Source organism: Pseudonocardia ailaonensis, from assembly GCF_039531635.1.
Taxonomy (GTDB): Bacteria; Actinomycetota; Actinomycetes; order Mycobacteriales; family Pseudonocardiaceae; genus Pseudonocardia; species Pseudonocardia ailaonensis.
In genome coordinates, this window is the sequence record NZ_BAAAQK010000005.1 from 316047 (window position 1) to 331272 (window position 15226).

At 72.9% G+C, this 15226-nt stretch carries 13 protein-coding genes and 1 tRNA gene; 5 read left to right on the forward strand and 9 right to left on the reverse strand.

The features are described 5' to 3' along the window. Positions 1 to 151 precede the first annotated feature (151 nt). The 4 genes from ABD324_RS10165 to ABD324_RS10180 all read right to left on the reverse strand — a co-directional run bounded on the left by ABD324_RS10165 (position 152) and on the right by ABD324_RS10180 (position 3258). Positions 152 to 1687 carry a tyrosine-type recombinase/integrase gene (locus tag ABD324_RS10165; RefSeq protein WP_344414884.1) on the reverse strand — a complete coding sequence of 512 codons (1536 nt, stop codon included), beginning with the start codon at positions 1685 to 1687 and terminating at the stop codon, positions 152 to 154. 79 nt (positions 1688 to 1766) lie between these two features. Continuing rightward, positions 1767 to 1839 (reverse strand) — tRNA-Arg (locus ABD324_RS10170). A gap of 85 nt (positions 1840 to 1924) precedes the next feature. Further along, on the reverse strand, positions 1925 to 2602 hold the full coding sequence (locus ABD324_RS10175) for a class I SAM-dependent DNA methyltransferase (RefSeq protein WP_344414886.1): 678 nt from the start codon (positions 2600 to 2602) through the stop codon (positions 1925 to 1927). A 35-nt stretch (positions 2603 to 2637) separates the two neighbouring features. Further along, positions 2638 to 3258 carry a TetR/AcrR family transcriptional regulator gene (locus ABD324_RS10180; RefSeq protein WP_344414888.1) on the reverse strand — a complete coding sequence of 207 codons (621 nt, stop codon included), beginning with the start codon at positions 3256 to 3258 and terminating at the stop codon, positions 2638 to 2640. 49 nt (positions 3259 to 3307) lie between these two features. On the opposite strand from ABD324_RS10180, the gene ABD324_RS10185 reads away from it, so the two are divergent. Beyond that, entirely contained in the window at positions 3308 to 4252 is a 945-nt protein-coding gene (locus ABD324_RS10185; RefSeq protein ID WP_344414890.1) for an NADP-dependent oxidoreductase, read from the forward strand. A gap of 3 nt (positions 4253 to 4255) precedes the next feature. Here ABD324_RS10185 and ABD324_RS10190 read toward each other — a convergent pair whose 3' ends face one another. Further along, positions 4256 to 6634: an MMPL family transporter gene (locus ABD324_RS10190; RefSeq protein ID WP_344414892.1), complete on the reverse strand. Its 2379-nt coding sequence runs from the start codon at positions 6632 to 6634 to the stop codon at positions 4256 to 4258. A 22-nt stretch (positions 6635 to 6656) separates the two neighbouring features. Beyond that, positions 6657 to 7289: a TetR/AcrR family transcriptional regulator gene (locus ABD324_RS10195; RefSeq protein WP_344414894.1), complete on the reverse strand. Its 633-nt coding sequence runs from the start codon at positions 7287 to 7289 to the stop codon at positions 6657 to 6659. Between the two features lie 117 nt (positions 7290 to 7406). On the opposite strand from ABD324_RS10195, the gene ABD324_RS10200 reads away from it, so the two are divergent. Beyond that, entirely contained in the window at positions 7407 to 8591 is a 1185-nt protein-coding gene (locus ABD324_RS10200; protein ID WP_344414895.1) for an MFS transporter, read from the forward strand. Here ABD324_RS10200 and ABD324_RS10205 read toward each other — a convergent pair. Continuing rightward, positions 8563 to 9687, reverse strand: a complete 1125-nt coding sequence (locus ABD324_RS10205) for a metallophosphoesterase (RefSeq protein ID WP_344414896.1) — start codon at positions 9685 to 9687, stop codon at positions 8563 to 8565. The two genes, ABD324_RS10200 and ABD324_RS10205, sit on opposite strands and share 29 nt — an antisense overlap. A 94-nt stretch (positions 9688 to 9781) precedes the next feature. Here ABD324_RS10205 and ABD324_RS10210 point away from each other — a divergent pair, with 94 nt between their 5' ends. Continuing rightward, positions 9782 to 10480 carry a response regulator transcription factor gene (locus tag ABD324_RS10210; protein ID WP_344414897.1) on the forward strand — a complete coding sequence of 233 codons (699 nt, stop codon included), beginning with the start codon at positions 9782 to 9784 and terminating at the stop codon, positions 10478 to 10480. Then, positions 10477 to 11886 (forward strand): sensor histidine kinase, encoded by a 1410-nt coding sequence (locus ABD324_RS10215; protein ID WP_344414900.1) that lies wholly within the window; start codon positions 10477 to 10479, stop codon positions 11884 to 11886. Before ABD324_RS10210 ends, ABD324_RS10215 begins: the two co-directional genes overlap by 4 nt. Before the next feature lie 33 nt (positions 11887 to 11919). Here the strand turns inward: ABD324_RS10215 and ABD324_RS10220 are convergent, their stop codons facing one another. Both ABD324_RS10220 and ABD324_RS10225 read right to left on the reverse strand, forming a co-directional pair. Beyond that, a complete protein-coding gene (locus ABD324_RS10220) occupies positions 11920 to 12570 on the reverse strand; it encodes an SRPBCC family protein (protein WP_344414902.1) in 651 nt (216 codons plus the stop codon). A 1-nt stretch (position 12571) separates the two neighbouring features. Further along, entirely contained in the window at positions 12572 to 13141 is a 570-nt protein-coding gene (locus ABD324_RS10225) for an ArsR/SmtB family transcription factor (protein WP_344414905.1), read from the reverse strand. Positions 13142 to 13760: 619 nt separating this feature from the next. Here ABD324_RS10225 and ABD324_RS10230 point away from each other — a divergent pair. Continuing rightward, entirely contained in the window at positions 13761 to 15218 is a 1458-nt protein-coding gene (locus ABD324_RS10230) for a trypsin-like peptidase domain-containing protein (RefSeq protein ID WP_344414907.1), read from the forward strand. Positions 15219 to 15226: the final 8 nt, after the last annotated feature.

Here is a 15226-nt window from a genome sequence, read left to right on the forward strand (position 1 = left end):
TCGGCAGCTAGACGAGCTAGCGATCGTCTACGAGTCGTCTTGTAATCAGGTGGTCAACCCTATCGTTGCCACACCGTGACGAGGTAACCCGTCAGTCCAACTCGCCGGTTCTTGGCCAGATCACGCCGTACTAGCGCCCCGCCGAAGTTGATCAGCTCGCCTCTGTCTGGCGCCTCGTTGCGCCGTTGGCGACGATTGCGCGCTTGCCTCGGCTGGCGCTGACGGCTCCCTCAATTTTGAGCACCGCGATTGCTCGATTAGCCGTTCCGGCCGACACCTGATAGCGCTCTTTGAGCATCTCAACGGTCGGCAGGAAGTCGCCGGGGAGCAGAGCGCCGCAAGTAATCGCCGCTCTAAGGTCTGCGGCGATCTTCTGGTAAGGACTGTCGACGGTAGCGGCCGCGGCCGCCGTTGCGCTGCTCTCCTCGAGGCGGATCGGCGGCTCGGGCATGCGCACGCCGAGGTTTTTAACCGCTCGCTGGTCTGCCTCGGCTACCCAAGCTGTGTAGGCACGCAGGGTTGTCGAACCGCCCCCGCCGTGTCCTAGTCGACCAGCGACCGTCCGAACGTCGACACCCGCAGCGATGAGCTCCGTGGCGGAGTAGTGCCTAAGCTGGTGGGGGTGCATGTCCCATCCCAGCCGCTTGCACATCCGTACGTACCGATTGGTGATTGAGGAAGGTCGCCGCCAAGTGCTGTGGTCGACAGCCGCGGAGAAGACACGGCTGTCTGGCGCGAGCTCGAGGCCGAGGGCGGAAGCTTCCTCTATGCACCGTTGCTTGTAGGCCCGCAGGAGCCCGACAGTGCTGGAGTCGAGCGCCAGCCGCCGCTGTTGGTGGGTCTTGGTGTCCTTCTCCCAAGTCCGGGTGTTCTGTTGAGCGATAGCGGTTCGGATCGTGGCGGTGGCTCGATCCAGGTCGAGGCGGTCCCACTGGAGCGCACAGAGTTCGCCGCGTCGAGCGCCCGTTGTCATGGCGACCCAGAGAAAGACTCCCCACCAGACGTCCTTGAAGGCCGCGTTGAGGATCGCGGCAGCTTGCTCTGCGGAAGGCGGGTCCGGGTCGGACTTCGCGCCGCGCGGTGGCTCGGCTTGGTCCATCGGGTTGACGGTGATCCACCGCCAGCGGACGGCCCGCGTCAGCGCGCCGCTGAGGCAGAAGTAGGCCTTGCGGATCGTGGAGACAGCCAAGGGATGGCAGAGGTGGGTCCCGCAGCGCGCGTTGCATTCATGCGGCTGCTCGGTGAAGTGCTCAATGAACGGTCGGCCATCGCAGTGACTGCGGCATCGGCGGAGGAGCGCTTGGTGGGCGTCGAGGGTCTCGCCGTTGAGCTTGCTGACCGGCAGGTGCCCCAGGAGCGGACGGATGTGGACTCGGATGACTTGCTCGTACCGGATCAGTGTCGTCTCGTCGACGTCGACGAGCTCTAGGTACCGGTCCATGAGCTGGTTGACGGTCGCCTTCGTTCGCGGGCTGCGCTGCTCGTCGACCTCGTGGACCAGCCGCCGGCGGACCTTCTCTGCTTCGGCGGCGGCCTTCGGGCCGGCCGGGACAGTCTCGACGAGGTAGTTCCGCTTGCCGCTCAGAGAGTCAACTCCGGCATAGACGCGGACTCGCAGTGATCCACTGGGCAGGGCCTCGATCTCGCCGCGCTCTCGCCGCTTCGGGGCAGTCCCGCCTGGAGCCATGGAGCTATGGTAGACGGACTCGCTCCACGAATGGCTCCATGTGGCAGGTCAGAGATCGCTCAACACGTCTCCGACCTTGTGCCCCCGGCAGGATTCGAACCTGCGGCACCCGCTTTAGGAGAGCGGTGCTCTATCCCCTGAGCTACGAGGGCCTGGGGGAAGCCTACCCGGGGGCCTCGGTGTCGTTGCGGCGACCGGCGATGTGCCGGGTCCAGGCGCTGCGCTCGGCGGAGCAGCTCAGCGCTGGGCGACGAGGACGACTCCGGGGCCGATCTCGCCCCAGCCCGGTAGGCGGAGTTCGGCCGAGACTGCGAGGCCGGCTTCGTCGAGCAGTGTCACGAGCTGTTCGGGGCGCCAGAGGTGGGTGGTCCACCGGACCGGGACCCCGCCGTAGGCCTCGGTGCGGATCCGCTCGCCGTCGCCCACGTGGGTCGCGACGATCACCTGGCCGCCTGGGACCAGCGCTCGGGCGAAGGACGAGAGGACCTGGGGCAGAACGTCTCTCGGCAGGTTGAACAGGGACCACCAGCCCATCAGGCCGCCGTACGACGCGTCTTCCAGGTCGAGCTCGGTGGAGGAGGAGACCTCGAACCGGCACTGCGGGTGGAGGCGGCGGGCGTGGGAGATCATGCGGGGCGAGAGGTCCACGCCGGAGACGTCGAGTCCGCGTTCGGCCAGGTAGGCGGTGATCGTGCCCGGGCCGCAGCCGACGTCGAGGACCGGGCCGAGGTCCTTCACCGCGTCGGCGAACACGTCCATCGCGGCGCGGAGCCAGGGCTGGAGGCGGATGTCGCCGAGGTCCGTCGCGGCGATCATGTCGACGTAGTTGTCCGCCACGCGGTCGTAGGAGTCGCGGACCGTGTCGAGGTCGGCGGGGCGGGACACAGGCTGGGGGCGCGACCCCGGGAGAGACATGGGGCAGGGATAGCAGCCGGCACCGACAGTTCGGCTCAGCGGGCCGAGATCGGGAGACGGGCCGCGGGCGGCAGCGGAGCCGCGCTCGGTTCGGCGCGGAAGGACTGCAGCAGGAACGCGGCGAGGCGGCGGGTGGCGGCCGTGCGGGCGGGGACGGAGTCGGCGCGGATGCCCTCGTTGGCCATCATCGCGAGGATGACGTCCTCGAGGACGAAGTCCGGGCGCAGGTCCCCGGCGTCCTGGGCCTTGCGGATGAGCCGGACCATCGAGCGGAGCGTCCGGTCGCGGTCCGAGGTGAAGTAGGCGGCCGCCTCGGGGAAGCGCGAGGTGAAGGCGCGGGAGAACCCTCGGTCGACGGAGTGCATCTCCAGCAGCCGCTCGACCACCGCGCTGAAGCCGCGCCAGGGGTCCGGGTCGGCCAGGCCGTCCTCGACGATCTGGGAGCAGAGGGTCATCGACTCGGCGAAGGCCTCCGCGAACAGCGCCTCCTTGGTCGGGAAGTGCCGGTAGACGGTGGCGGGGCCGACCCCGGTGCGGCGCGCGATCTCGCGGATCGGGACGTCGAGACCGTCGGTCGCGAAGGCGGCGCGCGCCACGGCGAGGATGCGGAGCCGGTTGTCGCGTGCATCGGAACGCTGGATCACTTCACCCGTCACCACTCTCACTCTAGCCAAACGGACGGGGTGTTCCGTTACGTTCCGCCACATGAGAGCAGTGCAGTTCACCGAGTACGGACCACCGGCCGTCGTGCACGTCGCCGAGGTGGAGGAGCCACACGCCGGGTCGGGGACGGTCCGCGTCGCCGTCCGGGCGACCGGGCTCTCACCGGGGGAGACGTTGATCCGGTCCGGCCGGCTGCGCGACCTGGTGCCCATGGTCCTGCCTTACCGGACGGGCTTCGACGCCGCCGGTGTGGTCGACGAGATCGGGGCCGGGGTGACCGGCGTGCGGGTCGGCGACGAGGTGTTCGGGATGGCCACGGTGACGGCCCGCGGGGCGAACGCCGAGTTCGCGGTCCTCGCGGAGTGGGCGCCGAAGCCGGAGGCGTGGAGCTGGGAGGAGGCGGGTGGCGCGGCCGGCAGCGTCGAGACGGGGACGCGCGTGCTCGACCGGCTCGGCGTCGGCGCGGGTGACCGGGTGCTCGTCCACGGCGCGGCCGGTGGAGTGGGTGCGGTCGCCGTCCAGCTCGCGATCGCCCGCGGCGCCACCGTGATCGGGACGGCGAGCGAGTCCAATCACGACTTCCTGCGGTCGCTGGGCGCCGAGCCCACGACCTACGGGCCGGGACTGCCCGGCCGGGTCCGGGCGCTGGGCGGCGTCGACACCGTGTTCGACTGCGCCGGCGGTGCGTTGCCCGACCTCCTGGAGATCACCGGCGACCCCGCCCGCGTGGTGACGATCGCCGACTTCGAGGCAGGGGCCCACGGCGTCCACATGTCCCACGGGGCACCGGCGGACGAGACCGGTGACGCCGTCGGCTCCGCCGCCGATCCCCTTGCGGTGCACGGCCTGCGGATCGCGGTCGAGCTCGCCGGGCAGGGCCTGCTGCACGTCCCCGTCGCGGCGACCTACCCCCTGGAGGAGGCGGCCGCCGCGCACGAGCTGAGCGAGACCCGGCACGCCCGCGGGAAGATCGTGCTGGTGCCCTGACCGTCAGGTGGTGACGCGGGCCGCGGGCTCCTCCCGCTGGGCCGGGACGTGGGCGGGGTGGCTCTTCTCCAGGGCGGCGCCCTCGACGTCGACATCCGGGAGGATGCGGTCGAGCCAGCGGGGGAGCCACCACGCCGCGTCGCCGGCCAGGTGCATGACCGCGGGGATGATCAGCATCCGGACCACGAAGGCGTCGATGAGGACGCCGAAGGCCAGGCCGAAGCCGATGGGCCGGACCATCGCGAGGTGGGAGAACACGAACCCGCCGAAGACGGAGATCATGATGATCGCGGCGGCGGTGACCACGGCGCGGCCGGCGTGCAGGCCCTCGGTGACGGCGCGGCGGGCGGGCGACCCGTGGACGAACGCCTCGCGCATGCCGGACACCAGGAACAGCTGGTAGTCCATCGCGAGTCCGAAGAGGATCCCGACCAGGATCGTGGGCAGGAAGTTCAGCACCGGGCCGGGATCGTGGACGCCGAAGACCGCGCCGGCCCAGCCCCACTGGTAGATCGCGACCACGGCGCCCATCGCGGCGAAGTACGAGAGCACGAAGCCGACCGTCGCGGACACGGGGACCAGGATCGAGCGGAACACCACGATCATGATGAGCAGCGACAGCCCGACGACGACGCCGAGGTAGAGCGGCAGCGCGGAGGCGAGCTTGTCGGAGATGTCGATGTTGCCCGACGGGACCCCGGCGACGGCGAGGGTGCCGGTGGCGCCCGGAGCGGTGGTCGACCGCAGGGTGTGGACGAGCGCCTCGGTGGCCTCGCTGGTGGGTCCGCCGACCGGGATCACCTGGTAGACGGCGATGGTCGGGGTCGTGGCGACCGACGCCACCGCCGACACCCCGGGCACCTGTCCGATCGCCTCGGCGATCCGCGGCGCGGCGGCCCGGTCCGCGAGATCGGCGACGACGACCAGCGGCCCGTTCTGTCCGGCCCCGAACTTGTCGGCGACGACCGAGTAGGCGCGGTACTGCGTGGAGTCCTGCGGCTCGGAGGAGCCGTCCGGAAGGCCGAGGCGCAGCGAGAGCGCGGGGAGGGCGACGACCACGAGCAGCGCGATCCCGCCGACGGCCCGCAGGACGGCCGAGACCGTCGACATCGGACGGGCGGGCTTGACGACGGGCGGTTTCCCGCGCAGCCGCGACGGCAGCACCCGCTGCCCGAGCAGCGAGAGCAGGGCGGGCGTCAGCGTGATCGCGACCAGCACGGCCACCGCCACGCATGCCGCGCCGACCGAGCCCATCAGGCCGAGGAACGGGATGCCGGTGACGTTGAGCGCCACCAGCGCGATGACGACCGTCGCCCCGGCGAACACCACCGCGTTGCCGGACGTGCCGTTGGCCAGCGCGATCGACTCCCGCACCGCCATGCCCGAGCGCAGCTGGCGGCGGTGCCGGTTGAGGATGAACAGCGAGTAGTCGATGCCCACGGCCAGGCCGAGCATGAGGCCGAGGATCGGCGTCACGGACGTCATGGAGATGACGCCGGACAGGGCCATCGCGCCCGCCACCCCGACCCCGACGCCGATCAGCGCGGTGAGCAGCGGCAGCCCGGCCGCGACCAGCGTGCCGAGCATGACCATCAGCACGATCGCCGCGATCACCACGCCGATGATCTCGCCGGGTCCGGCGAGGCCGTCGACGCTCTGGGTGAGCTCGGCGGAGAAGTCGGCCTGCACGCCGTCGAGCGGCGCGCCGCGGACGGCGTCGATCAGCGCGGTCTTGGTCGCGGGGGCGACCTCCATCTGCGGGCGGTCGAATACGATCGTCGCGACGGCGGCGCTGCGGTCCTCGGAGACCGTGCGGATCCCGGCGGCGAGCCGGAGCTGGGTCTCGCCCGCCTGGAGCTGGGTGGCCTGGGCGTCGAGCTGGGCGCGGCCCTGGTCGAGCCGGGCCTGCTGCGCGTCCACGGGCAGGCCGGCGGCGCGAGCGGCGTCCAGCTGAGCCTGGCCCTGCGCGAGCTGGGCGCGGGCGGCGTCGAGCTGGGCGCGGCCACCGGCGATCTGCTGCTCCGCCTGCGCCTTCTGGGCGGCGACCGCGAACGGGTCGACGACCTGGCGCACTCCGCTCACCGCACCGGCCTTCTGCAGCGCCGCCGTGATCGCGGTCTGCTGGGCAGGGGTGAACGGCGTCCCGTCCGGGTTGTGGAGCACGACCAGACCGACGCCCCCGCCCGCGGCGGGGAGCTCCGCCGCGAGCCGCTTCGACACCTCGTCGGTCGGGGTGCCGGGGATCGTGATGGCGGAGCTCAGTGAGCCCCCGGCCAGCACGAACGCGACGACGACCGCCGCCAGCGCCACGAGCCAGCCGGCGACCACGCGCCAGGCCCGCCGGGCCGCGGTCGCGCCGAGGCGATGGAGCAGTTCTGCCATGTCGGGGTTCTCCAGGAACGGATCAGCGGCCGAAGCCGGAACGCAGGGTGGTGACGAGCCGGTCGAGCAGTTCCGCCCATACCTCGCGGGAGGCCGCGTCCGCCGTGGCGCCGGTGCGCTCCCACCAGCGGCCGTGGATCACGAGCACGCCGGAGAGCAGGGACGACACGGCCAGCTCGAGATCGAACGGGTCGACGGCGGGGTAGCGGCGGGTGACCTCGGCGAGCAGGTGGGTGGTGCAGCGGCCGAAGGCGGTGTCGACGAAGGCGCGGGCGCGGGCGTCCTGCGGGTCGTGCTCGCAGAGCGCGTTGGTGAGGTAGGCCATCGGGCCGACGAGGTCGGTCGCGCGCAGGGCCCAGACGACGTCGTCGAACGCCGCGGCCGGGCTCGGCTCCCCGGGCGGGACGGCCGCGGTCTCCGCCAGGAACCCGTCGACCAGCACGTCGAGGACCTCGGTGCAGGCGGCCAGGACGATCTCGTCGAGGGTGGCGAAGTGGTAGAAGACCGTCCGCCGCGAGACGCCGGCCAGCTCGGCCACCGCGTCGACGGTGAGCCCGCCGGGGCCGCGCTGGCGGGTGAGGGACAACGCCGCGTCGAGCAACGCACGATGGGTGCGCGCCTTTCGGGCGTCCCTCGTTCCGGTGTCGGCGACCACGGTCCGCGAGACTAGGGAGTCCGTTGCACTCAGTGCAATGAGACCGCGGTCACCGGTGGAGGTCCGACACTCGGCGTAGGGTGGTAGTTCTGCATTCGTTGTACCTAAGGGGGGTTCGTGCGTTCCGTCCGGCTCGCGCTGCTGTCGCTGGCCCTGGGTGCGTTCGCCCTCGGCACCGGCGAGTTCACCGTGATGGGGCTGTTGCCCCAGGTGGCGGACGGATTGTCGGTCACCATCCCCGAGGCGGGGCACATCGTGTCCGCCTACGCGCTCGGCGTCGTCGTGGGAGCACCTCTGCTGATCGCGGCGGCCACGAAGCTGCCCCGGCGGTGGGCGCTGATCCTCTTCATCACGCTCTACGGCATCGGCCACGTTCTCACGGCCCTCGCGCCCAGCTACCCCTTGGTGATCGTCGGGCGGTTCGTCTCGGGGCTGCCGCACGGTGCGTACTTCGGGGTGGCCGCGGTCGCCGCGGCCGCGATGGCCGCCCCGGACCGTCGCGCCAGGGCGATGGCGCAGATGTTCGCCGGCCTGACCGTCGCCAACATCATCGGCGTGCCGGCCGCCACCTGGCTGGGTCAGGAGGTCGGCTGGCGCTGGACGCTCGTGGCGGTCGCGGCGATCGCGTTCGTCACCGCGGTGGCGGTGCGGCTGTTCGTGCCCGACGACCGGACCGAGGTCCGGATCCGCCTGACCGACGAGTTCCGCGCGCTCGGCCGCCGTCAGGTCTGGCTGACCCTGCTGATCGCCGTCCTCGGCGGCGCCACGCTCTTCGCGAGCTACAGCTACGTCGCGCCGATGCTCACGGACGTCGCCGGCTTCCCCGGCGGCGCGATCACGCTGCTGCTCGCGATGTTCGGCGTCGGGATGACGGTCGGCAACGTCATCGGGGCGCGGCTGGCGGACTGGAACCCCCTGCGGTCGATCCAGCTCGTGCTGGCGGCGGACGTCGTCGTCGCGCTCGCGATGGTGCCCGCGCTGCACAACCCGGTCAGCGCCGCGATCGTGCTGTTCCTCTTCGCCGTGACCACGTTCTCGCTGATCCCGAGCGCCCAGCTGCGGATCATCGACGGCGCGGCGGGCGCCCCGAACATGGCTGCCGGCTCGATGCACGCGGCGTTCAACCTGGCCAACGCGCTGGGCGCCTACCTCGGCGGGCTCGCCATCGCCTGGGGCTTCGGGCTGACCTCGCCGAACGTCGTCGCGGCGATCGTCGCGGCCGCGGGCCTGGTGGTGGCCACGATCGCGCTGGTGGTCGAGCGGCGCGCGCCGGTCAGGGAGCCCGTAGCGTCAGCACCGTGATCTCCGGCGGTGACCCGACGCGGACCGGTGGTCCCCAGAACCCGATGCCACGGGTGACGTAGAGCCAGGTCCCGCCGATTTTCGTCAGACCCGCGAGAACCGGCTGGTCGAACAGCGCCACGTGCGTCAACGGCGTCAGCTGGCCGCCGTGCGTGTGACCGGAGATCTGCAGGTCGACGCCGGCCCGCGCGGCCTGGTCGACCATCACCGGCTGGTGCGCGAGCAGGACGACGGGTTCGTCGGGTCCTCGGCCGGTCAGCGCCCGGTCCAGGTCGAAGCCGTGCCCGGGGACGCCCGAGGCCGCGGCGGTGCGGTCGTCGCAGCCGGCGAGGTGAAGGACGTCGGTCCCGCGGCGCAGCGTCACGCGCTCGTTGCGCAGCACCCGGATCCCGAGCGTGGGCAGGAACTCGACCCACTCGGCGGCGCCCGAGTAGTACTCGTGGTTGCCGGTGACGAAGAACGTGTCCGCGTCGAGATCGCGCAGGGGTGCGGCGTAGGGGCCCAGGTCGGCCACCGACCCGTCGACCAGGTCCCCGACGACGGCGACGGCGTCCGGCCGCGCGGCGTTGATCGTGGCGACGAACCCCCGTAGGTCGGCGCCGTCGACCAGCGGTCCGAGGTGGATGTCGGACACGGCGGCGATGGTGAAGCCGTCGAAGGCGGGGGACAGGCGGTCGAGGGTGATCTCGCGCCGCTCCACCCGCGGCCGGCGCGCCTCGATCGCGCCGTACCCGACGGTGCCGATCGCGACCACCCCCGCGGTGCCGGCGATCACCCGGGACAGGAAGCGCCGTCGTTCCGGGTTCATGGTGCGGCGCAGGGCGAGCCGCACCAGCTCGCCGACCAGCAGGACGAGCCCGGCGTAGAGGGCGAGCGCGAACCAGAAGTAGCCGACGTAGTTCAGCGCCTCCGCCTGCTGTGCCGTGAGCACGCGGCGGGTGAGGAACACGGCCGTGACGGTGAGGCCGAGCAGGGTGAGCACCGCGCCGCCGAGGATCCGTCCGCGACGGGACGACACGACGTCGTGCACCACCCGCTTGTAGAGGTAGAGGTGCACGAGCAGCAGCAGGGCGATCATGCCCAGGGCGAAACCCACGGCTCGATCCAACCAGAACGGACACGCGTCACAGTTCGGTCGGATATCAGGGGGCTCTCATGCGCTTCTCAGAACCGCGCGCGAGACTGCAGCCATGCGAATCCTCGTCGTGGACGACGACCGGTCCGTGCGGGAGTCCCTGCGCCGCTCGCTCGCGTTCAACGGCTACCAGGTCGATCTGGCCTCCGACGGGTTCGCGGCGCTCGAGGCGGTCGACGCGCAGCGTCCCGACGCCATGGTCCTCGACGTGATGATGCCCCGGCTCGACGGGCTCGAGGTCTGCCGGCGCATGCGCGCGGCGGGCGACGAGCTGCCGATCCTCGTGCTCACCGCGCGGGACGCCGTGTCCGACCGGGTCGCCGGCCTGGACGCGGGGGCGGACGACTACCTGCCCAAGCCCTTCGCGCTGGAGGAGCTGCTCGCCCGGCTGCGCGCGCTGCTGCGCCGCCGCACGATCGACGACATCGCGGCGGCCGCCGGGCACGTGCCGGCCCTGGAGTTCTCGGACCTGTCGCTGGATCCGGAGACCCGGGACGTCCGGCGCGGGGAGCGGCCGATCTCGCTCACGCGCACCGAGTTCTCGCTGCTGGAGCTGCTGCTGTCGAACCCGCGCCGCGTGCTCACCCGCGCGAACATCCTCGAGCAGGTGTGGGGCTACGACTTCCCGACCACCGGCAACGCGCTCGAGGTCTACATCGGCTACCTACGGCGCAAGACCGAGGCCGAGGGCGAGCCGCGGCTGATCCACACCGTGCGCGGCGTCGGGTACGTCCTGCGCGAGACACCCCCGTGACCGAGGTCGACCAGAGCACTCTCGCGGGCCGGTATCCGCGTCTCGACCGGGTCAGCCTCCGCGCGCGCATCGGCATCCTGGCCGCCGCCGTGGCCGCCGCGGTGGTGGTGCTCGTGTCGCTCGCGGCCTTCCTGATCGTGCGCGAGAGCATCCTGCAGACCCTCGACGACAACCTCTCCCAGCGCGCGACCGCCGCGGCCCAGAGCGAGCTCGCCAAGCCGGAGCTGTTGGCCAGCGTGCCCACCGAGGTGTTCGGGGCCGGGGACATCCGGCTCGCGCTGGTGTACGCCTCCGGCTTCGCGCAGTCCGCGGAGGGGGCCGCCTCCGCGCCGCCGCTCTCGGACGAGGAGCTCTCGGTCGCGCGCGGGGAGTCGGAGGAGTCGTTCCGCACGGCCGCGGGCTACCGGGTGGTGGCCGTGCAGGCCGGTGCCGGGCGGGCCCTGGTGATCGCGCAGAAGATGGACTCGACCCAGGCCGTGCTGTCGCAGCTGGCCACCGCCCTGCCCGTGATCGGCGGCATCGGCGTGGTGCTGGCCGGGTTCGCCGGCGTCGCGGTCGCGCGGGCGGGCCTGCGGCCCGTGCAGCGGCTGACCGCGGCCACCGAGCGCGTGACGGCCACGGGTGAGCTGACCCCGATCCGGGTCAGCGGTTCCGACGAGCTGGCCCGGCTCACCCAGAGCTTCAACGAGATGCTCGGCGGGCTCGCGGCCTCCCAGGAACAGCAGCGGCGCCTCGTCGCGGACGCCGGCCACGAGCTGCGCACCCCGCTGACCTCGCTGCGCACCAATCTCGAGCTGCTCGCCGCGGCCGAGAAGCCGGGCGCCCCGATCCTGCCGCGCGAGGACCGCGAGGAGATGCTGACCGACGTCAGGGCGCAGGTCGAGGAGCTCACCCAGCTGATCGGGGACCTCACCGAGCTCGCCCGCGACGACGCCCCCAACGCCCAGCGCGGCCCGGTCGAGCTGGTCGACGTCGTGGAGCGGGCCCTGGAGCGGGTCCGCCGGCGGGCCGGGCCGGACGTCGGGTTCGACGTCACTCTCGTCCCGTGGACGCTGGTCGGCGAGGCCCCGGCGCTGGAGCGCGCGGTGCTGAACCTGCTGGACAACGCCGTGAAATGGAGTCCGCCCGGTGGCCACGTGCGGCTGCGCATGGTCCCGATCGACGAGTGGACGGTCGTGATCGAGGTCGCCGACTCCGGCCCCGGGATCGACGAGGCGGACCGCCCGCACGTCTTCGACCGCTTCTACCGCGCCGACACCTCCCGCACGATGCCCGGCTCCGGCCTGGGCCTCGCCATCGTCCGCCAGGTCGCGGTCCGCCACGGCGGCGCGGTCTGGGCGGACAAGGCCCCCGAGGGCGGCGCCCTGCTGTCCCTCCGCCTCCCCGGTCGCCCCGACCCCCTCTGAGGACTCACGACCCGGGTTGACCTGCGGAGACGCTCAGCTCGTGGGGTCGGCCAGCCAGGTGCGCCAGGTGTCCGCGAGGGCCTTGGGGTCCGCGTCCGCCGTCATCTCGTGGTGGCCGACGGCGACGGGCATGCCGATCAGGGAACGCTCGTGGAAACGCACCAGGGCATCGGGGGTGCGGATGCCGAGGTAGTGCTCGTGGCGCACGTCGACCACGCCGGGGAACGGGCCGCCCACCTCGTCGCCCTCCGCGGGGTCGCCGAGCGCCGCCAGGACCCGCTTCCAGGCGTCCGGTGTGGACGGAGCCTCGGCCTCCGCGTACACGGCGGGGCGGCCGGGGAAGTGGCGCAGGTACTCCCCGAGGGTGGCCAGGTAGAGGTCCCAGCCGGCGGCCGTCATCGTCTCGAACTCGTCGCCCCACTCCTCCTCGAGGATTCCGCTGTGGACGAACCGCAGCACGGTGCTCGCGCCGTCGCGCGCCTCGACGACGTACTCGATCGCCTGGGTGCCGAAGCGCTGCTCGAGGCGGTGCGGCTCGTCCATCTCGATCTCGGCGCCGGGCGGCTCCTCCTCGAACGTCATGAACCAGCCGGCCTGGCCCTCGCGGGTCGCGATCGCGCGCCACACCTCCTCGGGGGTGGCGGCCAACGTGACCTCTCGGCGGATCTCGAACCTCTTGCTCAACTCAGGTCTCCTCGGTCGGGGTGGGGTGCAGGGCCACGACGAGCCGGTGCGGCCGGCCGTTCGCGGTGTGGTGGCGGGCGACCAGATCGGTGACGGCCTCGCCCAGCTCCCGCGCGAACGCCGCCCGGTCCGCGGCGGAGGCGAACCGGATCTCGCCGTCGATCGCGAAGGTGGCCACCCGTCTCCTGGCGACGACGAGCGAGCCCACCTCGCGCAGCAGCCGCGCCGCGAGCGCCAGCAACCACTGCGCGGAGAGCTTGTCCGGCTGCCTCTCCGGATCGGGAGCGACCAGGGCCCACGCCTGGGGGCTGATGACGAAGGCGTCCGCGCTCGCCCGCAGGACCCGCTCGGTCATGTTGCCCTTGCGCCGCTCCTCGACCAGCTCGACGAGGCCATGGGCCTCCAGGGCGCGCAGGTGGTAGTTCACCTTCTGCCTGGTCAGGCCCAGTTCGGCGGCCAGCGTGGTGGCGGATCTCGGCTCCCGCAGCGCGGCCAGGAGCCGGGCGCGGACGGGGTCCAGCGCCACGGCGGCCGCGGCATGGTCCTCGATCACCGCTGTCCGGTTCGTCACGGGGCGACGGTCCCACCGACAACAAGTCCTGTCAAGAATGTGTTTGTTGTCGGTGGGTCGGGGAGCGGGCGGCCGGCGGACCCCCTAGCCTTCGCACCCGACCGGCCGGCCACACACGGGTGAGGGCATGACGCAGCACGAGCGCTCCGAGGACGGTCCACCGGCGAGCGGCGGGCCGGAGCCGCAGGGGGACGGGACGGGCCTGCCGAGTGAGGGGACGGGCCTCCTCGAGGGCGAGACGGCCCTGCCGGGCGGGGGTGCGGCTTCGCCGGGCGGAACACCGGGTCTGCCTGGTGAGGAGCCGGCCTTGCCGGGCGCAACGGTGGGTCTGCCTGATGAGGAGCCGGCCTTGCCCGGCGAGGGAGCCGTGCAGGGTGGGGGCATGGCCCTACCGGGCGCGGGCACGGCCTTGCCGGGTGGGGGTACGGCCCTACCGGGGGCAGGCACAGCCGTGCCGGGTGGCGAGGCGGCCCTGCCGGGTGGCGGGAGGGCCTGGACCGGAAGTGGTTCGGGCCTGCCGGGTGGGGGCTGGGCGAGCGCCCCGGGAGCGTCGGTCGGGTCGGCGGGGGGCGAGGGATCCGACGGTGGTGCCGAGCCGCCGACCGTGTCGGAGGCAGGCGTGGGTGTCGCGACCCCGTCCGTCGACTCCCGGACGCCGGCGTCGGGCATCCCCGCCGAGGGGCCGGCGGCCGTGGACCCCACAGTGCCCACACCCCCGGCCGGGACGCCCGTCATGGAGGGCCTTCCGGCGCCGGATCCCCTGTCGGACACCGGTCGTCACGCCCTGGTGGAGCCGCGGGCTGCCCCGGTGATCGCCGATCCGGTGCCGTCACGGCCGGTGGAGGCTGCGCCGCAGCACGCTTTCGGGGGCGAGGAGGCATCCCCTGGCGGGCAGGGGTTGACCGCCGGGACCGCCGATCCGGGACGATCCGCGCAGCACGGCGCGGGCCCGCCTGCCGCCGGTTCGCCGAGCGCCCACGCGCCCGCGGAGCGCTCGCCGTGGGGCACCGGACTCCGCCGGTCGTTGCCGTTGCTCGCCGCGGCGCTCGTGATCGCCCTGGTCGCGGGAGGGGTCGGCGGATGGATCGGGCACTCGCTGGCGACCCCCGACCGTCCCGTGCCCGGGGCGGTGTCCGCGCCGATGCCCGCCGTCGATCCCGCGACGGGCCCGCTCACACCGGTCGAGGCGGTCGCCGCGAAGGTGCTGCCGAGCGTGGTGCAGCTGCGGGTCGAGGGCGGCGGGCCGGGGGAGGACGAGGGCTCCGGCATCGTGCTGAGCGCCGACGGGCTCGTCCTCACCAACGACCACGTCGTCGCGCCCGCGGCCACCGGCGGCACGATCACGGCCGAGCTGCACGACGGCCGCTCGCTCCCCGCCCGCATCGTCGGCCGCGACTCCGGCTCGGACCTCGCCGTCGTCCGCCTCGACGGCGCCACCGGCCTGACCGCGGCCGAGCTCGGCGACTCGGCCTCGCTGCGGGTGGGCCAGCAGGTCGTCGCGGTCGGGGCACCCCTGGGCCTCGACGGCACCGTGACGACCGGCATCGTCAGCGCGCTCGACCGCGCGGTGAACGTCGGCGGGCCGCAGGGCGGTGGGCAGTCCACGGTCCTCGACGCCGTGCAGCACGACGCCCCGATCAACCCCGGCAACTCCGGCGGCCCGCTCGTCGACCTGCAGGGCCGGGTCGTCGCCGTCAACTCCGCCATCGCCAGCACCGGCTCGGCGCAGGGCGGGTCCATCGGGGTCGGCTTCTCGATCCCGGTGAACCAGGCCCGCCGGGTGGCGGACGAGCTGGCCCGCACCGGCCGTGCGACCCACGCCGTGCTGGGCCTGGCCCCGATCTCGGCGGGGCGCCCGGCGTCCGGCGGCGCGGTCGTGGGACAGGTGACGCCCGGCGGTCCGGCAGCCCAGGCCGGGGTCCGGCCGGGCGACGTCGTCCGGGCGCTCGACGAGCGGTTGGTGGCCGACGGGAACGAGCTGATCGCCGCCGTCCGGGCCCATGCCCCGGGCGACCGGGTTCGAGTCACGCTGGGCGATCGCCAGGTGACCGTCGTCCTCGCGGGGGAGCCCTCTTGACCCGCTTG